Origin of the sequence: Pseudomonas sp. BF-R-24 (assembly GCF_019947335.1) — a bacterium.
Taxonomy (GTDB): Bacteria; Pseudomonadota; Gammaproteobacteria; order Pseudomonadales; family Pseudomonadaceae; genus Aquipseudomonas; species Aquipseudomonas jessenii.
The window spans coordinates 210,098-231,419 of record NZ_JAGYGG010000007.1; the positions used below are offsets into that span (position 1 = coordinate 210,098).

19 protein-coding genes are annotated in these 21,322 nt (G+C 61.1%); 12 read left to right on the top strand and 7 right to left on the bottom strand.

All coding sequences use genetic code 11. From position 1 onward, the window contains the following. Window positions 1–5 precede the first annotated feature (5 nt). Window positions 6–1,004, top strand: coding sequence for a GTP 3',8-cyclase MoaA (gene moaA / locus KGA98_RS08545; RefSeq protein WP_223502056.1), 999 nt, complete (start codon window positions 6–8; stop codon window positions 1,002–1,004). A gap of 5 nt (window positions 1,005–1,009) precedes the next feature. Further along, window positions 1,010–1,909 carry a bestrophin family protein gene (locus tag KGA98_RS08550; protein WP_090456124.1) on the top strand — a complete coding sequence of 300 codons (900 nt, stop codon included), beginning with the start codon at window positions 1,010–1,012 and terminating at the stop codon, window positions 1,907–1,909. A 128-nt stretch (window positions 1,910–2,037) separates the two neighbouring features. On the opposite strand, the gene glp is transcribed toward KGA98_RS08550, so the two are convergent. After that, a complete protein-coding gene (gene glp / locus KGA98_RS08555) occupies window positions 2,038–3,243 on the bottom strand; it encodes a gephyrin-like molybdotransferase Glp (protein WP_223502057.1) in 1,206 nt (401 codons plus the stop codon). After that, complete coding sequence (gene moaB / locus KGA98_RS08560) at window positions 3,240–3,779, bottom strand: molybdenum cofactor biosynthesis protein B (RefSeq protein ID WP_150814417.1); 540 nt, start codon at window positions 3,777–3,779, stop codon at window positions 3,240–3,242. Before moaB ends, glp begins: the two co-directional genes overlap by 4 nt. 284 nt (window positions 3,780–4,063) lie before the next feature. Here moaB and KGA98_RS08565 point away from each other — a divergent pair, with 284 nt between their 5' ends. The 7 genes from KGA98_RS08565 (at window position 4,064) to KGA98_RS08595 (ending at window position 10,379) form a co-directional block, all read left to right on the top strand. Next, a complete protein-coding gene (locus KGA98_RS08565) occupies window positions 4,064–4,954 on the top strand; it encodes a LysR family transcriptional regulator (protein WP_223502058.1) in 891 nt (296 codons plus the stop codon). A 146-nt stretch (window positions 4,955–5,100) separates the two neighbouring features. Beyond that, window positions 5,101–5,928: a formate dehydrogenase accessory sulfurtransferase FdhD gene (fdhD, locus tag KGA98_RS08570; protein WP_223502059.1), complete on the top strand. Its 828-nt coding sequence runs from the start codon at window positions 5,101–5,103 to the stop codon at window positions 5,926–5,928. A gap of 43 nt (window positions 5,929–5,971) precedes the next feature. Next, complete coding sequence (moaC, locus tag KGA98_RS08575; RefSeq protein ID WP_150814415.1) at window positions 5,972–6,478, top strand: cyclic pyranopterin monophosphate synthase MoaC; 507 nt, start codon at window positions 5,972–5,974, stop codon at window positions 6,476–6,478. Beyond that, entirely contained in the window at window positions 6,475–6,726 is a 252-nt protein-coding gene (gene moaD / locus KGA98_RS08580; protein ID WP_223502060.1) for a molybdopterin converting factor subunit 1, read from the top strand. The genes moaC and moaD overlap by 4 nt, the downstream gene beginning before the upstream one ends. A 3-nt stretch (window positions 6,727–6,729) precedes the next feature. Further along, a complete protein-coding gene (gene moaE, locus KGA98_RS08585) occupies window positions 6,730–7,218 on the top strand; it encodes a molybdopterin synthase catalytic subunit MoaE (protein ID WP_223502061.1) in 489 nt (162 codons plus the stop codon). 44 nt (window positions 7,219–7,262) lie between these two features. Next, complete coding sequence (gene chrA, locus KGA98_RS08590) at window positions 7,263–8,621, top strand: chromate efflux transporter (protein WP_223502062.1); 1,359 nt, start codon at window positions 7,263–7,265, stop codon at window positions 8,619–8,621. Between the two features lie 474 nt (window positions 8,622–9,095). After that, complete coding sequence (locus tag KGA98_RS08595) at window positions 9,096–10,379, top strand: NAD(P)/FAD-dependent oxidoreductase (protein WP_223502063.1); 1,284 nt, start codon at window positions 9,096–9,098, stop codon at window positions 10,377–10,379. 178 nt (window positions 10,380–10,557) lie between these two features. Here the strand turns inward: KGA98_RS08595 and KGA98_RS08600 are convergent, their stop codons facing one another. Beyond that, window positions 10,558–11,340, bottom strand: a complete 783-nt coding sequence (locus KGA98_RS08600) for a DeoR/GlpR family DNA-binding transcription regulator (RefSeq protein WP_223502064.1) — start codon at window positions 11,338–11,340, stop codon at window positions 10,558–10,560. Between the two features lie 442 nt (window positions 11,341–11,782). Here KGA98_RS08600 and speF point away from each other — a divergent pair, with 442 nt between their 5' ends. Beyond that, entirely contained in the window at window positions 11,783–13,966 is a 2,184-nt protein-coding gene (gene speF, locus KGA98_RS08605) for an ornithine decarboxylase SpeF (RefSeq protein ID WP_223502065.1), read from the top strand. Between the two features lie 49 nt (window positions 13,967–14,015). On the opposite strand, the gene ppk2 is transcribed toward speF, so the two are convergent. After that, entirely contained in the window at window positions 14,016–14,834 is an 819-nt protein-coding gene (gene ppk2, locus KGA98_RS08610) for a polyphosphate kinase 2 (protein WP_223502066.1), read from the bottom strand. Between the two features lie 58 nt (window positions 14,835–14,892). Beyond that, the gene (locus KGA98_RS08615; RefSeq protein WP_223502067.1) at window positions 14,893–16,614 is read right to left on the bottom strand and encodes a SulP family inorganic anion transporter; all 1,722 of its coding nucleotides are present in this window, start codon (window positions 16,612–16,614) and stop codon (window positions 14,893–14,895) included. 382 nt (window positions 16,615–16,996) lie between these two features. On the opposite strand from KGA98_RS08615, the gene KGA98_RS08620 reads away from it, so the two are divergent. Both KGA98_RS08620 and KGA98_RS08625 read left to right on the top strand, forming a co-directional pair. Next, entirely contained in the window at window positions 16,997–17,449 is a 453-nt protein-coding gene (locus tag KGA98_RS08620; protein ID WP_090456151.1) for a hypothetical protein, read from the top strand. 280 nt (window positions 17,450–17,729) lie between these two features. Next, complete coding sequence (locus KGA98_RS08625) at window positions 17,730–18,677, top strand: helix-turn-helix transcriptional regulator (RefSeq protein WP_223473444.1); 948 nt, start codon at window positions 17,730–17,732, stop codon at window positions 18,675–18,677. Window positions 18,678–18,776: 99 nt separating this feature from the next. Here KGA98_RS08625 and KGA98_RS08630 read toward each other — a convergent pair whose 3' ends face one another. Continuing rightward, on the bottom strand, window positions 18,777–20,696 hold the full coding sequence (locus tag KGA98_RS08630; protein WP_223502068.1) for a tyrosine-protein phosphatase: 1,920 nt from the start codon (window positions 20,694–20,696) through the stop codon (window positions 18,777–18,779). Window positions 20,697–20,967: 271 nt separating this feature from the next. Beyond that, a partial coding sequence (locus KGA98_RS08635; RefSeq protein ID WP_223502069.1) for a hypothetical protein occupies window positions 20,968–21,322 on the bottom strand: 355 nt, incomplete at its 5' end.

A 21,322-nucleotide genomic window follows, 5' to 3' on the forward strand; every position in this document is an offset into this window, starting at 1 on the left:
GTGTCATGTCAGAACAAGTCTTGATCGATGGATTCTCCCGGCGCGTGGATTATCTGCGGATGTCGGTCACCGACCGCTGCGATTTCCGTTGCGTGTATTGCATGGCCGAGGACATGCAGTTTCTGCCCCGCCAACGGGTGCTGACGCTGGAAGAGATTTATCAACTTGCACAAAGCTTCGTGGCGCTGGGCACCCGCAAGATCCGCCTGACCGGTGGCGAGCCGCTGATCCGTCCGGGCGTGGTGCAGTTGTGCGAGAAGATCGCCGCCCTGCCCGGCCTGCGTGAACTGTGCATGACCACCAACGGTTCGCAGCTGGCCAAACTGGCCGGGCCGTTGTTCGAAGCCGGGGTCAAGCGTCTCAACATCAGCCTCGATTGCCTGGACCCGCAACGTTTTCGCGAACTGACCCGCACCGGTGACCTGGCGCAGGTGATCAAAGGCATCGACGCAGCCAACCAGGCGGGATTTCGCAACACCAAGCTCAATTGCGTGGTGATGAAAGGTCGCAACGACCATGAGATCAATGATCTGGTGAGCTTCGCCATCGACCGTAACCTCGACATCTCCTTCATCGAGGAAATGCCGTTGGGCACCATCGACGAGCACAGCCGCGCCGAATCGTTTTTCGCAAGTAGCCAGGTCCGCGAACGCATTGCCGAACGCTACACTTTGATTGATTCCGCCGAGTCGACCCAAGGACCGTCGCGCTACTGGCGCCTGGCCGAGGCGCCGCAGATTCGCCTGGGGTTCATCTCACCCCACAGCCACAACTTTTGCGGCACCTGCAATCGGGTGCGGCTGACCGTGGAGGGACGTCTGCTGCTGTGCCTGGGCAATGAACACTCCGTGGATCTCAAGGCGGTCTTGCGCAGCCACCCCGGACAGCCCCAGCGCCTGGAAAAAGCCATTATCGAGGCGATGAAACTCAAGCCTTATCGACACAACTTCGAAGTGAACGACGATGTTCAGGTCATTCGCTTCATGAACATGACGGGCGGCTGAAACCCATGATCGTGAGACCCAAACCCAACCTGATCGGCGTACTGACGTCCCTCAAGGGTTCGATTGCCAAACGCATCGCCTGGCGCAGCCTGATGGTGACGCTGCTCGCCTCGGCCATCGTGCTCATCGAAACCTTGCATCCCAGCTACTTTTCCAAGGTCAGCGCCACGCCCTTCACGCTGCTGGGTTTGTCGCTGTCGATCTTCATGAGCTTTCGCAACAACGCCTGCTACGACCGCTGGTATGAAGCGCGCAAGGCCTGGGGCGATGTGATCGTGGAGATCCGCTCGATGATTCGTGAAACCTTGGTGATCAAGGACACCGCTGAGCGCCACACGATCCTCAGCAACCTCTGCGGCTTCGCCCATGCCCTCAACGCGCGCCTGCGCCAGGAAAACGAAATGGCCGCCAGTGGCGACTGGCTGCACCCGATGCCCAAGGGCAACACCACGGACATCAGCGGGCAGATCCTGATGCAGGTCGGTCAACAGTGCTCGTCACTCAACGAGTCCGGGGCGATCAACGACTGGCGCTACACGCTCATGGCCAACCATTTGACCAGCCTGACCCATGCCCAGGCCGTCTGTGAACGGATCAAGAACACCCCGCTACCCTTCCCCTACACCCTGCTGCTGCACCGCACCATCTACCTGTTCTGCATCCTCTTGCCCTTTGCCATGGCCGAACCCCTGGGCTGGCTGACACCGATTTTCACCGCGATTGTCAGCTACACCTTTTTCGGCCTGGATGCGATTGCCGATGAACTGGAAGACCCCTTCGGCCGCGACGAAAACGACCTGCCCACCGATGCCATCGTGCGCAATATCGAGCGCGATGTGCTGGCGGCCCTGGGTGTGACGGAACTGCCACCGCAACTGGAGCCGGTGGATTTTGTGTTGAACTGATTTTCAGGAAAAACGCAAAACCTGTGGGAGCGGGCTTGCTCGCGAAGGCGTCAGGTCAGTCAACCTCTCTGTTGAATGTGCCGGCCTCTTCGCGAGCAAGCCCGCTCCCACAGGTATTTCAGGTGTATTCAGAACAGCTCGCTGAAGGGAATAAATCGCGCCGTGTCGCCCGCTTCCAGTGTGCAGCCTTCCGGCACTTCCACCAGCCCATCGGCCCAGGATGCACCCAGCAACACGCCGGAACTCTGGTTCGGATAGAGCACCGCGCGACCGGCTTCGAGTTTCGCTCGCAGGTACTCGCGGCGGCTTCCGGGTTTGGGCCAGGCAAAGCCGACCCTGACCGGGAAGCTCAAAGGCTCGACGTCTTCGACACCCTGAATCCGCAACAGATAAGCCCGGGCCAACAGACCGAAAGTGACCAACGCCGAGGTCGGATTGCCCGGCAGGCCAATCACCGGCACGCGGCCGAAGTGGCCCACGGTCAATGGCTTGCCGGGTTTGATCGAGAGTTTCCACAGCAACGGCTTGCCGCACTCGCGCAGTACCTGGCCGAGGCAGTCGGCGTCACCGGCGGACACGCCGCCCGTGCTGAGCATCAGGTCCGCCGTGTGTTGCAGCTGTTCGAGCTTGAGTCGCGTCTGGCGTGGCTCGTCGGGGAGAATACCGGCCTCGATGACCTCGCAACCCAACGCATTCAACCAATGGCTCAACAATGTGCGGTTGCTGTTGTAGATGCTGCCGGGCTTGAGCGGTGTGCCCGGATCGACCAGTTCATTGCCGGTGGACAGCAACGCCACCCGTGGTCGCCGCACGACCTGCACATGGGTGCAGCCCTGCGCTGCCGCGACCGCCAGTTCGAACGGACCGAGACGCTTGCCGGCGCGCAGCAGCACATCGCCGACGCGGTTCTCCTGACCTTGTGGGCGGATGTTGCTGCCGGCGCTCAATGGCTGCTTGAAGCGGATACGTCCGTCATCCAGTACTTGCGTGTTCTCCTGCATCTCCACGCCGTTGGCACCCGGCGGAACCGGGGCGCCGGTGAAGATGCGCGCGCAGGTTCCCGGTGCCAGTGCTTCGGGGGCGTGACCGGCAAATACCTGTTGCGACACGGTCAGCGGTGCCCCGTCCCAACCGTCGACATTCAGGGCATAGCCGTCCATGGCGCTATTCGGCCACGGCGGCAGATCGAGGGTCGCCACCAGGTCATTGGCCAACACCCGTTGCCGTGCGGCACTGAGCGGCACCGCTTCACTGTCTTCAATCCACTGTGCCTCGGCCATTGTCAGCAACCGTTCGATGGCATCCTCCACCGGCATCAAGGGTGAATAGCTCATCCCCGCGTCCCGCAAGCCTGCATAGGCTTGAGGTGCGGTACGAAATTGCACGGCCGGTGGCGCGCGTCGAGTTGCTCGGCGAGGATGCCTTCCCACGCGGTGCGGCAGGCACCCGTGGAACCCGGCAGGCAGCAGACCAGCGTGCCATTGGCCAGCCCGGCCAATGCCCGGCTCTGCACCGTCGAGGTGCCGATGTCTAGGATCGAAATCGCCCGGAACAGCTCACCGAAGCCTTCGATCTGTTTATCCAGCAAACAGGCCACTGCCTCAGGTGTGCTGTCGCGGCCGGTAAACCCGGTGCCGCCCGTGATCAGCACCACCTGGATACCGTCGTCGGCAATCCAGTTCGCCACCTGCGCGCGGATCTTGTACAGGTCGTCCTTGAGCAGGTTGCGCTCGCTGAGGGTATGGCCGGCTTCCAGCAAACGACTGACGAGTAATTGGCCGGAGGTGTCATTGGCATATTCGCGGGTATCGCTAACAGTCAACACGGCAATATTCAGGGGTATAAACAATGCATCCGGTTTGACGCTCATGGGGTTCTCCGGCAGATATTGATTAAATGACTTCCGGAGACTAATTCGATAATTCAAGCCGTGTCTAATCACTCTAACCAACCAGACTATCGAGCCAATCTATCAATATAAAAAGACCAGAAACAACAGCAATGATAGAGCCCGTCGATAACACCTTAGATAGCAGTGATTGGACGCACACCGAAGACAATGAGATCGTCTCGGCTCACGATTTCTGCCTCGCCTTGTGTCTTGCGCGCCTGAGTCAATACTTAACCCTTCACTCCCCGCCAGCAGGTGCCGTCATGGACATCAAACAACTCAAGTTCCTGATCGCCCTGGAGCAGACCCGCCACTTCGGCCAGGCGGCCGCGCGCTGCCACATCACCCAGCCCACGCTGTCGATGCGCCTGCGCAACCTGGAGGATGAACTGGACCTGGTGCTGGTCACCCGAGGCCAGCGCTTCGAGGGTTTTACCGAGGCCGGCGAACGGGTGCTGGCGTGGGCCAGGACCCTGCTGGCCGCCCACGACGGGCTCTTCGCCGAGGCCGCGGCGTGCCGGGGCCAGCTCGTGGGCAACCTGCGCCTGGGGCTGGTTCCCCTCAGCAGCTTCAATCCGGTCACCTACATCCAGGGCCTGTCCCGCAGCTTTCCCGAGCTCAAGTACAGCCTGTCGTCTTTAAGTTCCGACCAGATCATCGAGGGCCTTGGCAACAATCAGCTGGACCTGGGCGTGTGCTACCTCGATCACGTCAACCCGAGCTATTTCGAGTTTTTCGAGATCGGCGAAACCCGCGTCGGCCTGCTGTACGACAATCGCCACTTCCATTTCGACGGCATGCAAATGAGCTGGGAGGACGCCGCCGAACTGCCGCTGGGGATGCTCAGCAACGGCATGCACTACCGCAAATCCATCGACCTGAGCTTTCGCAGCCGCGGACTGGACCCGCAACCGATCCTGGAAAGCGATTCGACTTACCAGTTGCTGCAGGCGATTCACGAGGGTTTCTGCTGCGCGATCATGCCGCTGGACAGTGGCCTGGAAGAGCCCATCGAACACCTGGCGTTCATCGAACTGCCGGATGCCAGCGTACTCGCGCCCCTGGGCCTGGTGATGCGCAAGACCGAACCGCGTTCGGCGATTGCCGAAAAGTGTTTCGCCGAAGCACGAACGTTATTCAGCCGGACTGACTGATCAAGTTTCGGCTTTATATAAAACCGAACCGGACATGTTTGCCCAGTTTGATAGACATCACCAATCGGCACATCGGAACAAGCGATTGGACGCTGTTTAAAGTTACCCGTAGCCTGAACTTAATTCAGCGCTTCGAGGTTCTTTTCATGTTGTGCCAAGTTGAACAAACCGATGTTCGAAGCGACACCAATGCCCCCGCGCCCCAACCGTTGAGGGTGAACTTTCGCGAGTACGACAACGCCGCGTCAGTCTGTCAGGCGGCACTGGCATCAGAGATTGCCCTGGCAATCACGTACAACGGTCTGAGTCAGGCGGTGATGATGGTGTCGCCGGGCAACCTCGAAGATTTCATCCGTGGCTTCAGCATCAGCAACGACATCGTTGAGGACCAGAGCGAAATCTACGACTTGCGCCTCACCCGATTCGACCAGGCCGTTCAAGCCGACGTGCAGATCTCCAGCCGCGCATTCTGGACGCTGAAGAACCATCGTCGGCAAATGGCCGGCACCAGTGGCTGCGGGCTGTGCGGTGTGGAAGCGCTGGAGCAGGCCCTGCCGAAACTGGAGATTCTCGAGTCGGTTGCCCTGCCGCCCGCCGAACATTTCATCGACATCCGCAACCGCATCGAACAGGCACAGCAAATGGCCCGCAGCAGCGGTGCGCTGCACGCGGCGCTGTACTTCGACCCCCAAGGCAACGCGCTGATCTGCCGCGAAGACATTGGCCGCCACAACGCGCTGGACAAGTTGATCGGTGCCCTGCAACACGCCGGCATCGACAGCCGTTGCGGCTTCACCGTGGTCACCAGCCGTTGCAGCCTCGAACTGATCCACAAGGCCGTCAGGGCCAGGCTCGGTACGCTGGTCAGTCTGTCGGCACCCACCGCCCTGACCGTGCAATGGGCAATCAAACATCGCCTCAACCTGATTCACATCCCCCACCGCAACGCACCACGCATTTACAGCCCGGCATGATGCCTTCACCTGATCACCGCGCTGGCAAGCGCAGGAACCTCCCATGACAGACATTTCAGATGCATCGCCCGATGGCCTGACCCACCTCGACAGCCAGGGTCGCGCCAACATGGTCGATGTCAGCGAAAAAACCTCGACGCTGCGTGAAGCCCAGGCCCAGGCCTGGGTGCGGATGCGCCCGGAAACCCTGAAGCTGATTCAAAGCGACGGCCACCCCAAGGGCGACGTATTTGCCGTGGCGCGGATCGCCGGAATCATGGCGGCAAAGAAAACCCATGAGCTGATCCCGCTGTGCCACACCCTTCTGCTCAGTTCGATCCACGTCGAACTCAAGGCCTGCACTCCGGACAGCGTGAAAATCCTCAGTACGTGCCGCGTCGAGGGCCAGACCGGGGTCGAACTCGAAGCCCTGACCGCCGTCAGCGTGGCGGCGCTGACCCTCTATGACATGTGCAAGGCGGTAGACCGGGGCATGGTCATCGATGACATCCGCCTGCTGAGTAAACAAGGTGGCCGCTCCGGTCATTTCAAGTTCGAGGACGCACAATGATCCTGATCAATTACTTCGCCCGTTACCGCGAGCAGCTCAACCTGGGCGGTGAAAAACTACCCCTGACCGACAGCCTCAAGACCATCGAGGACGTGCGCCGACTGCTGATGGCTCGCGGTGAGGTGTGGAGCCAAGTGCTGGGTGAAAGCAACCTGATGTGTGCACTGAACCAGGAGCTGTGCCATCCAGACCGGGCGATCGAGGACTATGACGAGATCGCCTTTTTTCCACCGGTCACCGGGGGTTGAGACATGTCGGTTCGGGTCCAGCGTGAAATGTTCGACGTCGGCCGGCTGATCGACAGCCTGCAGGCAAACGATCCGGGCGTGGGTGCCGTGGTCGACTTCGTCGGCTATGTGCGCGACATCAATCAGGGTGAGGCGGTCAGCGGGTTGTTTCTGGAGCACTACCCGGGCATGACCGAACGTTCGCTGCAAAAAATCGTCGACAATGCCAGGGCCCGATGGCCATTGAGGGCCGTGCAGATCGTGCATCGGATCGGCCCGTTGTCAATCAGCGAGCCGATCGTGTTTGTCGGCGTCAGCAGCCCCCATCGTCAAGCCGCTTTCGAAGCCTGTGCATTCATCATGGACTACCTGAAAACCGACGCACCGTTCTGGAAACGCGAAGACGTGGCGTCCGGCGCACGCTGGGTCGATGCCCGTGACAGCGACCGGTCAGCCGTCGAGCGCTGGGCAGATAGGCCGCATGAGGCGGCTATGCAACGCGCTCCGGCCTAGCTACAGTCATCGGCTCAAAGCTTTTCTGCACAAGGAGTTTCCGCTTGAGCCCCACGCCCTCCCCGATCACGCAACAGGATGTACTGCAACCCCGGTCCATCAGCCTGCGCGAAGCCTTCCTGTTCTGGCTCAAGCTTGGTTTCATCAGTTTCGGCGGGCCGGCGGGGCAGATTTCGATCATGCATCAGGAGCTGGTCGAACGCCGGCGCTGGATCTCCGAGCGGCGCTTTCTGCATGCCCTCAACTATTGCATGTTGCTGCCCGGGCCTGAGGCTCAGCAGTTGGCGACCTACATCGGCTGGCTGATGCACCGGACCTGGGGCGGTGTGATCGCTGGCGTGCTGTTTGTATTGCCGTCGCTGTTCATCCTGATTGCGCTGTCCTGGGTGTACATCGCCTTTGGTGACGTGCCCGTGGTCGCCGGACTGTTCTACGGGATCAAGCCTGCGGTCACGGCAATCGTGGTGCAGGCGGCTCACCGGATCGGCTCGCGGGCGCTGAAGAACGGCTGGTTATGGGGCATCGCCGCCGCGTCCTTCGTGGCCATCTTCGTGCTCAATCTGCCGTTTCCGTTGATCGTGCTCGGCGCGGCGGTCATCGGTTATTTCGGCGGGCGACTGGTACCGGAAAAATTCAGGACCGGTGGCCACAGCGCTGCGAAACGCTCCTACGGCCCGGCAGTGATCGACGACGACACCCCAACCCCCGGACACGCCCGCTTCAGTGGCTGGAAACTGGCGCGTCTGGCCGTGATCGGTGCGATCTTGTGGACACTGCCCATGGCCATGCTCACCGCACTGTTCGGCTGGGAAGGCACGCTGACCCAGATGGCCTGGTTCTTCACCAAGGCCGCGCTGCTGACCTTTGGCGGCGCCTACGCGGTGTTGCCGTACGTCTACCAGGGCGCGGTCGGCCACTACGGATGGCTGACGCCGACGCAGATGATCGACGGCCTGGCGCTCGGTGAAACCACGCCGGGTCCGTTGATCATGGTTGTCGCCTTCGTCGGTTTTATCGGCGCCTACGTGCATCAGGTCTTCGGCCCGGATCAGGCCTTCGTTGCCGGCGCCATCGCCGCGACGCTGGTGACCTGGTTCACCTTCCTGCCCTCGTTCCTGTTCATCCTCGCCGGCGGGCCGTTGGTGGAATCGACGCACAACGAACTCAAGTTCACCGCGCCACTGACGGCCATTACGGCCGCCGTGGTGGGCGTGATTCTCAACCTGGCCTGTTTCTTTGCCTACCACGTGCTGTGGCCCAAAGGCTTCGAAGGAGCACTGGACTGGCCTTCGTTGCTGATCGCGATAGTCGCGGGCGTTGCATTGCTTGGATTCAAGCGCGGGGTGATCGAGGTGTTGATCGGCTGCGGGTTGATCGGCCTGGGTGTGCACCTGATGTTCTGAATCAAACATTTACACGCGCCGCAATCCTCCCTAGTATCCAGCCATCCCACGGATGGCTTGTGCTACTGGCCACCGACGATTTCCGCCGCCGGAAACCTGCGCCATGCGTACTTTGCCGTCAGAACAGCACCTGCTGAACCTCTCGATCCAGGCCACCTCGCTGCTGGCCGTGGACGGCATTGCATGAAGCGCATCGTCAACCTGCCCATGGCCCTGCGCCGCTCCAAACTGCGTCACTCCGCACGTCCGCCGGATAGCGCCCTGCTCGCCTGATCGGCGAGCCCCCTCCTTCGCTATCCCTGCGTTTGCTCAGCGTATGCAATCCCTGTGGGAGCGAGCCTGCTCGCGATAGCGGAGTGTCATTCGAAATCAACTGTGAATGGCACACCGCGTTCGCGAGCAGGCCCGCTCCCACGGGTTGCGCACTTTGACTGACAGGCATTGAGTTTCTTTCAATTTCGTGTGGACACCGACATGACTCAACGTTGCAATTCCTACTACACCGCCACCCTCAACCAGGACACCGATTACCCGACGCTGCAAGGCCGGCACCGGGTTGACGTGGTGATCATCGGCGGCGGATTCACCGGTGTGGCCACCGCCGTCGAGCTGGCGGAAAAAGGCGTGAAGGTCGCCATCGTCGAAAGCCACAAGATCGGCTGGGGCGCCACCGGGCGCAATGGCGGCCAGGTCACCGGCAGCCTGTCGGGCGATGAAGCCATGCGCAAACAGATGCGCCGCACCATCGGTGATGAAGTCGATGATTTCATCTGGAACCTGCGCTGGCGCGGGCACCAGATCATCCGGCAGCGCGTGGAAAAATACGGCATCGCCTGCGACCTCAAGCACGGCCACCTGCATGCGGCGTACAAACCCGCGCACATGGCCGGCTTGCGCAAGGATTACGAAGAGGCGGTGCACCGTGGCATGGGCGACGAGGTCAGCCTGCTCGACCGCAGCCAGGTGCGCGATCTGCTGCAAAGCGACCTCTACCACGGCGCGATCAAGAACACCCGCAACATGCACCTGCACCCGCTCAACCTGTGCATCGGCGAGGCCCGCGCAGCCGAAAGCCTCGGTGCGTTGATCTTCGAGAACAGCGAAGTGCTGGAGATCATCCACGGGGACACGCCTGGAGTGCGCACCGCCCACGGACACATCGACGCCAACCAGGTGCTGCTGGCTGGCGACGTCTACCACAAGCTGGAACCGGGCAAGCTCAAGGGCAAGATTTTCCCGGCCATGGGCGGCATCGTCACCACTGCGCCGCTGGGCGATCTGGCCAGGCAGATCAACCCCGAAGACCTGGCGGTCTATGACTGCCGCTTCGTGCTCGATTACTACCGCCTCACCGCTGACGGTCGCCTGTTGTTCGGGGGCGGCGCCAACTACAGCGGCAAGGATTCGCGGGACATCGCCGCCGAGCTGCGTCCGTGCATCGAGCAGACCTTCCCGGCGCTCAAAGGCGTGGCCATCGATTACCAGTGGAGCTGCGCGATGGGCATCGTGATCAACCGCATCCCGCAACTGGGCAAGCTCTCGGACAACGTCTGGTATTGCCAGGGCTACTCCGGCCACGGCATCGCCACCACCCACATCATGGGTGAAATCATGGGCCGTGCGATCACAGGAAAACTGGAACAGTTCGACACCTTCGCCGCCTGCCAGCACATCCGCGTGCCCATGGGCGACCTGCTCGGCAACCCGATGCTCGCCGCCGGCATGTGGTACTACCAGATGCTTGAGCGACTGCGCTGAGGTTACTGGCCAATACATTCAACATGGATGTTGTTTGTGCTGGCCTCTTCGCGAGCAGGCTCGCTCCCACAGGGATCGATGTCGACCACAGATATCGAGGCAGGCCAACAACCCTTGTGGGAGCGAGCCTGCTCGCGAAGGAGCCGGTATTTTCAATACATCTGCCAGCAAAAAATGCTCAAGCCTGCACCACCTCAATCCCCAGCCCCCGGTAGTCTTCAACATTGCCAGACGCCACATGCCGTTCGGTGATCAGCGTGTGCACGCGGTTGCAAGGCGCGACGACAAAGGGTTCCACCGCCCCGAGTTTGTCCGCCGTGGTGACGGCAATCACGTGAGAGGCACAGTCGAGCATCGCCTGTTTCACCGGCACCTCATCGAAGTGCAGTGAGCTCAAGCCCACCTGCGGGTGAATCGCGCAAACCCCGGTAAACAGCAGATCGGCCTTGATGCCCGCCAGCAACCGCAGGGTTTCGTGACCGCTGGCCGACATCGTCGCCGGGTTGAGCTGGCCGCCCGCCAGAATCACCTTGATGCCTTTGTATTCGGACAAGGTGATGGCGGTCATCGGCGACGCGGTGATCGCGGTAATGGCGATGTCCGCCGGCAGCGAACGCGCGATCTGCAAGGTGGTAGTGCCGGAGTCGAACACCACGATCTGACCGTCTTGCACCCGTCGCGCAGCCAATTGCGCCAGATGGGTTTTCACCTCATCGGTTTCACTGATCCGGGTGAAATAGTCCTTGCCCGTGTCCTTGGGACGAGGCAACGCCCCGCCATGCACCCGCTGCACCAGGCCGACACTGGCCAGTTCCGCCAGATCCCGGCGGATGGTGTCTTCGGACACCGCGAAATGCTGGCTCAACTCCGAGGCCATGACCTTGCCGTCTCGTTCGAGGATCAACAGGATTTTTTGCCGGCGTACGGATGGAAGCTCGGCAGCGGAATGGTTGTCGTGCATGTTTTTGCCCGTTTATGCGTGAAATTGCGCTCTTCGGCGAGATTAGCCAAAGCACGGGACAAACACAAACGGGCGGCCAGGCAAACACCTCCAAGTATCATTTTTTTCGATCTTTCAAATCATTACGCCGAATTTTTTATTTTGCTGTGACCTGTTCAAGATGGCGCCGTCACTCATGTTTCGGATGGAAACCTCATGAATATCAATTTTGCTTTTGCGTGCATGATCGTGGTCTCGTTCACGATTGCGCTGGTACACGCCTGATCGACAGGTCGTGAGACGTCAAGTTGTGCAAGGTCGCGGTAAAACGCCTGACAGATCAGAAATATGCTCTATAACCAGTGGTGACATGATTTCCGATCAGGGGAACTGGAAGACTCCTCCGGAAGTTGATCTCTAAAAAAGCTGCGGACAATTGAGTGCCCGCCAGGAGACACCACCGATGAAAGCCCTGAAAATCGCCGCCAGTGATGGCACCTCCGAATGTTTCCTGAACACCCGGGAGGTGGTCCCGCTCAGTCACACCGACTTCACCGACGTCGCCGTGGCTGTGGTGTCGGTCAATGACGTGCTGGCCGGATCCCTCGACACCATTCAGCGCACCGGTTTTGATATTCCGATTTTCCTGGTGCCGTCCCCCGGCACCAGCACCCGCCCCCGGGAGGTCTACAAACACCTCAATGACGTGCTGCTGCAAGTGAACGGCATCTTCGACCTGTCCCCCAGTAACGTCGAATACCATGGCAACCAACTGGAGACAGCGGCCAAAGCCTATGAAGAAAGCCTGCTGCCGCCCTTCTTCGATTCGCTCAAACGGTACACCGAGGCGGCCAACGCAACCTTTGCCTGCCCCGGTCACCAGGGCGGCCAGTTCTTTCGCAAGCATCCGGCGGGGCGACAGTTTTTCGATTTCTTCGGCGAGACGCTGTTTCGCGCCGACATGTGCAACGCCGACGTCAAGCTCGGCGACCTGCTGATCCACGAAGGCCCGGCGCTGCTGGCGCAGAAACACGCCGCGCAGGTGTTCAACGCCGACAAGACCTACTTCGTGCTCAACGGCACCTCGGCGTCGAACAAGGTGGTGACCAACGCCCTGTTGACCCCTGGCGATCTGGTGCTGTTCGACCGCAACAACCACAAATCCAACCACCAGGGCGCGCTGTTGCAGGCCGGCGCCACGCCGGTGTATCTGGAAACCGCGCGCAACCCCTACGGCTTCATCGGCGGCATCGACGCCCACTGTTTCGACGAAGACTATCTGCGCGAACTGATCGCCGAAGTCGCCCCGGACAAGGCGCAACTGCCACGGCCGTTCCGCCTGGCGATCATTCAACTGGGCACCTATGACGGCACCGTCTACAACGCCCGGCAAGTCGTCGACCGCATCGGCAAACTGTGTGACTACATCCTGTTCGACTCGGCATGGGTCGGTTACGAGCAGTTCATCCCGATGATGAAAGACTGCTCGCCACTGTTGCTCGACCTCAACGAGAACGACCCGGGCATCTTCGTCACCCAGTCGGTGCACAAACAGCAGGCCGGTTTTTCCCAGGCCTCCCAGGTGCACAAGAAGGACCGCCACATCAAAGGCCAGGCGCGCTATTGCAACCATCACCGGCTCAACAACGCGTTCATGGCCCAGGCGTCCACCAGCCCCTTCTACCCGCTGTTCGCCTCGCTGGATGTGAATGCGCGCATTCACTCGGGCCGCAGCGGCCTGCGCCTGTGGGAAGACTGCGTGAAGTTCGGCATCGAAGCGCGCAAGTTGATCCTCGAAGCCTGCACCATGGTCCGCCCGTTCGTGCCGGATACCATTGAAGGGCGCGCCTGGGAAGACTATCCAACCGAAGACATTGCCAATGACATCCGCTTCTTCGAGTTCCATCCCAAGGACCGCTGGCACGCCTTTGCCGGCTACGCCGAGAAGCAGTACTTCATCGACCCGTGCAAGTTGCTGTTCACCACGCCGGGCATCGACCCGGTGGATGGCAGCTACACCGACTTCGGCATTCACGCCGGCATCCTGGCCAACTTCCTGCGCGAGAACGGCATCGTTCCGGAAAAATGCGACCTCAACTCCATCCTGTTCCTGCTCACCCCGGCCGAAGACTGGGCGAAGATGACCCACCTGGCCGCGCAGATCGCCCGTTTCGAACGCTTCATCAGCGATGACGCGCCGATGAGCCGGGTGCTGCCGGCCATCTACGCGCAGCATCAGGAGCGCTATCGCAACTACACCATTCGCCAGCTCTGCCAGGAAATGCACGACCTGTACCGCCACCACAATGTGCAGCAGTTGCAGAAGGACATGTTCCGCAAGGAGCACTTCCCGAAAAAGGCCATGAACCCGCAGCAAGCGCAGATCGAGTACATCCGTGGCAACGTCGAACTGGTGGCGCTGGCGGATGCCGACGGGCGCATTGCGGCCGAGGGTGCGTTGCCTTATCCGCCGGGGGTGCTGTGCGTGGTGCCGGGGGAAATCTGGGGTGGCGCGGTGTTGAAGTACTTCCTGGCCCTGGAAGAAGGCATCAACCGCTTGCCCGGGTTCACACCGGAGCTGCAGGGCGTGTACCTGAAGCAGGAAGGCGGTCGTACCCGGGCGTATGGGTACGTGATCAAGGCCTGACGGCATGCAGCAGGAGCTGGCGTGGGCCGGCTCCTGCCCAATGCATCGATCAGAATTTTTCCGGGATGTACTTGAACGGATAGTTCGGATCCCGATAGTTTCCGGGACTTTGGCGTTTGGGCAGTTTCACTTTTGCCCGCGGTATTTCTTCATAAGGAATACTGTTCAGCACATCACTGATGATGTTCAGTCGCGCCCGTCGCTTGTCATTCGAGTTGGCGACCCGCCACGGGGCGAATTCGGTGTCGGTGAATTTGAACATGTCGTCCCGGGCACGGGAGTAGTCGTACCAGCGGTTATAGGACTTGAGGTCCATAGGTGACAGCTTCCAGATCTTGCGCCCGTCGGTGATACGCGACTTGAGGCGTCGGGTCTGCTCCTCCTGGCTCACTTCAAGCCAGTACTTGATCAGGATGATTCCCGATTCGACCAGTGCCTGCTCGACGCGCGGCACCCCGGTGAGAAAGGTGTGCACCTGCTCGTCGCTGCAGAACCCCATGACCCGCTCGACACCGGCGCGGTTGTACCAGCTGCGATCGAAGATCACCACTTCACCGGCCGCCGGCAGGTGCGGCAGATAACGTTGCACATACATCTGGCTTTTTTCCCGCTCGGTCGGTGCCGGCAGCGCCATCACCCTGAACACCCGCGGACTGACCCGTTCGGTCAACGCCTTGATTGTCCCGCCCTTGCCGGCGCCATCACGGCCCTCAAAGACGATGCAGACCTTGGCGCCCGAGTGCTGCACCCACTCCTGCAGCTTGACCAGCTCGACATGCAGCCGCCCCAGTTCCTCGAGATAATCCTTGTTCTTGAGCTTGCCGCTTTCGACCGGTTTGCTTTTGGTTGCCGCCTTCTTCTTTGCCATGCCCGTTACCTCCTTCAATGCGTTACACAGCGTCCGGAACGCGCCCGGCCGCGTTCAGTCAGCGTCGACTGCGCTGGTAATGTTCAACAGCCTGTTCCAGGTTCAAGAACATCCGGGCCTCGCCCAGCGTATGGCCCAGGGGTGCCTTGATGACCATGTCCCATACGCTGGGGCTCATGCCCACCAGCCACAGTGAAATGCCCTTCTCACTCATGCGCTGCTCCGCGCCGGTGAGCATTTTCAGCGCGGTGTATTCCAGGTCGAACACACTGCGCAGGTCCAGGACCACGACCTTGGGGTTCGCCACGTCAATCAGCGGCCGGATCTTGTCGGCGATGCGCTCGGCATTGGCGAAGAACACCCGTCCTTCGGGCCTGAGCAACAGCAATCCGTCAAAGTGTTCGTCGTCTTCGTTGTCGGTGGCCTGCGGACGATAGACGTTGGTGCCGGGCTTGCGTCCCAGTACGTGCACGGGCGGGTCCGAGACCTGGTAGGCCAGGGCCAGCAACGAGACGATAATCGCCACGACGATCCCTTGCAGCGTACCCAGCAGCATCACGCCGATCATGGCCACCACGGCCCAGGCAAATTCGGTACGGCGAACCGACAGGATTTCGCGAAATTGCGCCGGTTCGATCAGGCCCACCGAATACACGATCACCACGGCGGCGAGCGTGGCGTTGGGCATCAGGCCAATGAGCGGTGCCAGCAGCAGGCAAGTGCCCAGCGCCAGTGCGGCGGTGACCAGTGCGGCCAGTTGCGAACGGGCGCCGGCCAGACGGTTCACTGCCGTCTGGGTGGTCCCGCCACCGGCGACCATGGCCCCGAGAAACGCGCCACCGATGTTGGCAACGCCTGTGGCCAGCAGTTCCCGATTCGGTTGTGGCGCGGGCTCGTCACTGCGGGCGAAAGCGCGTCCCGCCGCGATGGTTTCGGTGAAACTCATCAGCGCGATACCCATCGCCGAGGACCACAGGGTTTCGGCCATCGACCAAACCGGCAGGGTCGGTGCGGGCAACCCGATCGGCACCACGCCGACGGCGGACACACCAAAGCGCTCCAGGCCAAACAGGCTCATGCCGATGATGCCAAGCGCCACCGCAATCAAAGGTGCGGGCAGCCGGGGCGTAAAACGCTTCATGCCCACCAGCAGCAGGACCATGAACACACCGACCGCCACGGTCGGCAGCGAGGCATGGCCGACGCTCTGGACCGTGGCCACCAGATTGTGCAGGAAACCGCCTTTGTCGATGTGCGTGCCCAACAGCTTGGGCAACTGGTCGAGTACGATGACCACGCCGATGCCGGCCTTGAAACCCACCAGTACCGGCTCGGAAATGAAATTGGCGACGAAACCCAGGCGCAGCAGCCCCGCGACAATCAGGATCGCGCCCACCATCAGGGCCAGCGTGGCGGAACCGGCGAGCAAGGTCGCCGCATCGCCATCGGGACTGATCTGGCCCAACGCGGAGCCGGCAAGAATGGCCAGGGTGGTCGTGGTGCTGACGCTAAGCGGGCGCGACGTGCCGAGCACGGCATAGATCACCATCGGCACCAGCGCCGTGTACAGCCCGACCTGCACCGGCAGGCCGGCAATGGTGGCGTACGCCAGCGCCTTGGGAATGACCACGGCCGCTGCCGTCAGCCCGGCGACCACATCGCTGCGCAGCCAGTCTGGCCGGTAGCTGCCGAGCCACTCCGGGATCAACAGGCTGCGCAAGGTTCTCCGCTGTGGAGTGCCTGGAATCCGCTCTTGCGGATGGCTGCCTTGTTGATTCATCGGTCACTCCAGTGGCAAATCTTCCATGCGGATGATGAGTGGGCTCGACAGACCGCACAATCCTTTAACTGCACGCGCAACCATTGCAAACCCTCAAAGGCATCGAAGCGCGTGTGCCGGCGGGCAATCAGCTCAGGTTGAGGAAATTCCAAGGGTGGGGCATGGGTTGAATACACCGGCAAACGTCCGGGCAATCGGGCTCGGTAGATTACAAATGTAGCCGGTTTGCGTGGCGATGAAGGGATTCGTTGATTGAGCCCGAATACCTCCAACACGTCCTTCCTGAAAGTGGAAGCCTCGTATGGACGACGTCATGAAAGCGATAAATGAGCTATACCCGCTAATTCTCCCCATTGCAGTTCTTCAACTCAGGAGTTTGGCAATGAAGCTCAAAACCTCACTGGCAGCACTCGTGGTTGCGGCAAGCCTTTTCGGCTGCACCACTTCTTCGACCCACGGTGTGAACGTTAACCTGGTCGCCACCCGGCAAAACGCCGGTCAGATCGGCACCGTCACCTTGACCGACTGGGACAAGAAAACCGGACTCAGTTTCTTCATCAGCGGTGCTCCAATGGGGGTTACGCTGCCCCTGCGTCTTTACTCTTTCATCAATAACGGCACCTGCCAGCAACCCGGGTCAGTCGCCTACGCGATGAACGACACCGTCAACACCGAACGCCAACCCGTACGCGGCTGGTCTTTTACCAGAACCGCGCCTGTGCCGTTGCAAACCCTGCTTGACGGCAAGTATTCGGTGGTCGTGCGAACGGCTTCGACCGATGGCAACGTCGATATTTTTTGCGGGGATATCAAGGCAACAGAACCAGTGAAATAGCCGCGGCCATTGCAGGCCGCCCACGCCCCGGTACCGCTCGTGCCACCCGTTGTGCGGTGCGAGCGGTGGCGTCGGGTGAACGGAGCCGGCGACGACAGTGGCAACAACCGGTAACAAACCTGTCATTAGTCACTGATAACGTCCTAGCGCTTTCCCGAACCGCATCCGTTCGAACTCCGATCGGCAGTTCCCCGTACCGGGCTTTGCCCAACCGCTCAAGGTGACACTACAGGTGTACTCAAGCACGACGCGCAAGCAAATCATCATCAGGTCCAACGACATGAGCTGTGACGACTTTGGCGCGTTGTTCTTGAACCTGTTCGGCAACCTTTACTCCGACTCTGCGCCGCCGCCAAAAAGCATCAGCATCGGCGGGGTCTACGGCAGACACGAAGGTGTCAGCTTTCGTCGCATGCACTTTCACGGTGACTTCACGGTGGCATTTCCCGCCCCCCTTGATGAAATCACGTTCGTCATTCCCACCGCCGGCAAGATCATCTTCAACCACGTCACCGAGTCGGTTGGCTTCGCCCAGATCGGCCTGGCCATCGACAAGGCCGAGGTCCGCTCGGCGCGCTTTGTCGACAATCATGCGCAACACGGGATCTCGATCAGCCGGGCGCTGATCACCGAACGACTGTCGATGTTGCTCGGCAAGCCGATCCTGCAAAAAATCTGTTTTGAGCCCGTGGTGGATCTGAGCGTACCCGCCTTGCAGGGCATCAAGGCGCTGGTGGACCTGGCCACCGGAACCGAGTTCGACCTGCTGATCAATACGGGCTCGCTGATGCCCTCACGCCTTCGCGAAATGCTGGTCGACGCGGTGCTCGAAACCTGGCCGCACAACTTCACCGAGGCCCTTCAGCGCCCCTCCCCACTGATAGCGCCGCGACATGTGAAACTGGCCGTCGAGTACATTCAGGCGCATCCCGACCGACTGGCCAGCGGTACCGAACTGGCGCAATTGACCAACGTCAGCCTGCGCGCATTGCAGGAGGGTTTTCAGCGTTTCATGGGCACTTCAATCGTTGCCTATCAGCGCCAGGTACGCCTGGAGCGCGCCTTTGCCGCGCTGTCCCAGGGTGTGTCGCCTTCGGTCACGGACGTGGCCTTGCAACACGGCTTCAGCAATGTCGGCCGGTTTTGCCAGTATTTCCAGAGTGCCTACGGCATCAGTCCCGCAGACGTGAGAAAAGGCCGGCGAACGCGACCCATGGCGACCAATTGAGGATGTGTGGGAGAAGGCGGAGTGTCAGCCGCCCTATTCGTTGGCTGTGAGTTGGCCTTCGCGAGCAGACTCGCTCCCACAGATTGCCTTGACTGATCGTCAGAACAGATAACTGGCCTTCAACCCGCCATTGAAGCCGTGGCTGTCGCCGCCACCACTGGCGCCGACTTGTGCCCCTACGCTCCACGGACCAAGGTTGGCCATGACGTTGACGCCACCGGTGAACTGGTCACGGTTGTCGAAGGCGGCTTGCTGTTCGATGTCCAGGCCCAGCAGTTGCCCTTCGCTGTCGACTTCATGGTCGCCCAACACATGCTCGTAGCCCACTTGCACACCCGGCACCACTTGCCAGGCACCGAGGCTGACAGGTGCAAAGGATGCGTTGAGGTTGGCCACCGCGCTCTTGCGGGTCTCGTGGATGCCGTCGACGTCCAGGGCCAGTTCGCTGCCCTTTTCCTGGAAGCCCGACAGGTTGACGCGGCTGACCCGCACACCGAGGCTCGGCTCGAGGGTCACGCCGTTCACCGGCACACGGTAACCCAGTGCCAGGGTCGCGCCGGTCAGGTTGCCATGACTGTCGCCCTTGGCCGTGCCCAGACCGCCGCCGAGTTCGCGCTTGCTCTCGTAATCGAGATAGCCCGCGCTGGCATTGGCATCCACAAACAGGCCACGTTCCAGACCGTTCGGCGCAAAGCGTGCGCCGACGCTGAAGAAGGTCAGGTCGGTATCGGCCTCGCCACCTGCACCACCGACATTGCCGCTGCTGTAGCCGAAGCCGGCATGGGCGCTGAGCTGTTCGGAAAAGCGCTGGGTCAGGCCAATCATCATGCCCTGGCTATGCTCGTTGCTGCTGGAGGCCTGGGACGAAGCATCCGTGCCCAGGTACCCCGCCAGTGCGGTGCTCCACAGGCGATATTGCCCGGCCTTGAGGTCGATGCCGCTGGTGAACGGCGCGGCGGCCTGTTCGATCATCGCGCCCTGACGCAGCAGGTAGCTCGCGGCGTCGGCGTGCACCTGACCGCCGACGGTGGACTCCACGCCCCCGAGGCTGCGGGCATCGATGGCCGACTGCAGGTAGTAGTTGTAGGCGCTGTAGGTGCCCGACAGGTTGCTGTTCTGCAGTTGCTGCAACAACTGCGCGCCGGCCGCGGCGTTGCCGGCCAGGTCCGCTGCGCCAGGCAGGCTGTTGTAGAACACCATCTTGCCGCGCAGCACGTAGATGGTTTCCTGGGACAGGCCGAGGCCTTGCTTGAGGTAGTTATCCATCGTGCCGTATTGCGCGGTCACCTCGTCCAGGCCGGCTTGCAGATAACTGGCCTCCACACCGATCAGCGGCCCATAGATGGTCGCCAGGCTCGGTGGCAACGCCGCCAGGGTCGCCTTGATGCGCGCGGCGGTGTAGTCGTTGGTCGCCAGGTAGTTGCTCATGATGGTGGCATCGTCGACCCCGGCGATACTTTGCAGCACGGCGGCGGTCCAGCCCGTACGGTCCTTGCCGGCGGTGCAATGGAACAGCGCGGCGCCGTCGACCGTGGCCAGTTCATTGAACAGCTGGTTGAACTCGCTGCGCATCCCCGGGTTGCGGACGAAATCACGGTTGGTGTCCTGCATCATGGCGGTGGCTTCGGCGGCGCTGTGGAACGCAACGTTGGTGATGTTCGCACCCGACGTGGAGCCACCGATGATGTCGATGTTGGTGTACGTCGCACCCGTGGGCATCGTGTCGGGCGTGGCGGCGATTTCGGTTGGCGTGCGCAGGTCGTAGACCGCCTTGATGCCCATACCGTTGAGGGTTACCAGATCCGCCGCCGATGGCGTCAGCGCGTTGGAGCGGTAAAACACCCCGCCACGCATGGTGCCGTCATTGGCCGTGGAATACGCGGTGGCAAGACCGGCGACATCGCGCAAGTTATCGATGCTCTTCAGGCGAGGAGTGTTGAGGGGGACAGTCTCGGCCGCCTGGGCGGCAGCGATGGACAGGCTCAAAACAGACAGCGAACACACAAGTCGTTGGAACACAGTGCAGCCTCATTGAAATCGCGTTGGGCTGACTAATATCTACAATGAAATGGCGTTGAACATGACAAATCGCCCACGAACGCAAATCACTGCGCGATGTGTCCCGGCGGCTCGTTTTCTGTCCGTGTAATGCCCGCTGGGGGGCTGGTTGTGAGTGATGTGCCTGGCGGGGAACGAGGTGTGTGGTGGCCGGTGGTCAATTTCCAGGTATAAAAAAACCCGCCTTCCAGCGGGTTTTTTGCTTTTCAGAAACTGATCTGTCGCCGCGAACTCAATGGGTTTTTTTCGAGGTCGACTGCCCGGCTTTACTCAAGCCCTTGGTGTTGTGCTCACCCGGCGTCGAGGCCGAAATAGCCCTGGCCTTGGAGATGCCGCGAGTATCTTTGGAATGGGCGATGCCTGAGGTCGTGGTGCCATGACCGTTATCATCGTTGCGCTCACTACCGTAGTGGTTCCCGCTCAGGCCATGGTCGCGCACGGATTTGCCGGCATGGTCGCTGTCCAGCCCGTTGCCGCGACCGTTACTGCCGGAGTGGCCTGTGCCGGCGTGTCCGCCCCCCATACCGCCGCCGTGGCCTGCGCCGTTTCCGCCGCCATTTCCGCCACCATTACCACCGCCATTTCCG

Bases quoted from the DNA above. Each gene is read 5' to 3' on its own strand.
- KGA98_RS08565 (WP_223502058.1), top strand. From the start codon at position 4,064: ATGGACATCAAACAACTCAAGTTCCTGATCGCCCTGGAGCAGACCCGC.
- KGA98_RS08625 (WP_223473444.1), top strand. From the start codon at position 17,730: ATGAGCTGTGACGACTTTGGCGCGTTGTTCTTGAACCTGTTCGGCAAC.
- moaB (WP_150814417.1), bottom strand. From the start codon at position 3,779: ATGAGCGTCAAACCGGATGCATTGTTTATACCCCTGAATATTGCCGTG.
- fdhD (WP_223502059.1), top strand. From the start codon at position 5,101: ATGTTGTGCCAAGTTGAACAAACCGATGTTCGAAGCGACACCAATGCC.
- KGA98_RS08620 (WP_090456151.1), top strand. From the start codon at position 16,997: ATGAAGCTCAAAACCTCACTGGCAGCACTCGTGGTTGCGGCAAGCCTT.
- moaA (WP_223502056.1), top strand. From the start codon at position 6: ATGTCAGAACAAGTCTTGATCGATGGATTCTCCCGGCGCGTGGATTAT.
- moaD (WP_223502060.1), top strand. From the start codon at position 6,475: ATGATCCTGATCAATTACTTCGCCCGTTACCGCGAGCAGCTCAACCTG.
- KGA98_RS08600 (WP_223502064.1), bottom strand. From the start codon at position 11,340: ATGCACGACAACCATTCCGCTGCCGAGCTTCCATCCGTACGCCGGCAA.
- glp (WP_223502057.1), bottom strand. From the start codon at position 3,243: ATGAGCTATTCACCCTTGATGCCGGTGGAGGATGCCATCGAACGGTTG.
- moaE (WP_223502061.1), top strand. From the start codon at position 6,730: ATGTCGGTTCGGGTCCAGCGTGAAATGTTCGACGTCGGCCGGCTGATC.
- KGA98_RS08595 (WP_223502063.1), top strand. From the start codon at position 9,096: ATGACTCAACGTTGCAATTCCTACTACACCGCCACCCTCAACCAGGAC.
- KGA98_RS08615 (WP_223502067.1), bottom strand. From the start codon at position 16,614: ATGAATCAACAAGGCAGCCATCCGCAAGAGCGGATTCCAGGCACTCCA.
- speF (WP_223502065.1), top strand. From the start codon at position 11,783: ATGAAAGCCCTGAAAATCGCCGCCAGTGATGGCACCTCCGAATGTTTC.
- KGA98_RS08550 (WP_090456124.1), top strand. From the start codon at position 1,010: ATGATCGTGAGACCCAAACCCAACCTGATCGGCGTACTGACGTCCCTC.
- moaC (WP_150814415.1), top strand. From the start codon at position 5,972: ATGACAGACATTTCAGATGCATCGCCCGATGGCCTGACCCACCTCGAC.
- ppk2 (WP_223502066.1), bottom strand. From the start codon at position 14,834: ATGGCAAAGAAGAAGGCGGCAACCAAAAGCAAACCGGTCGAAAGCGGC.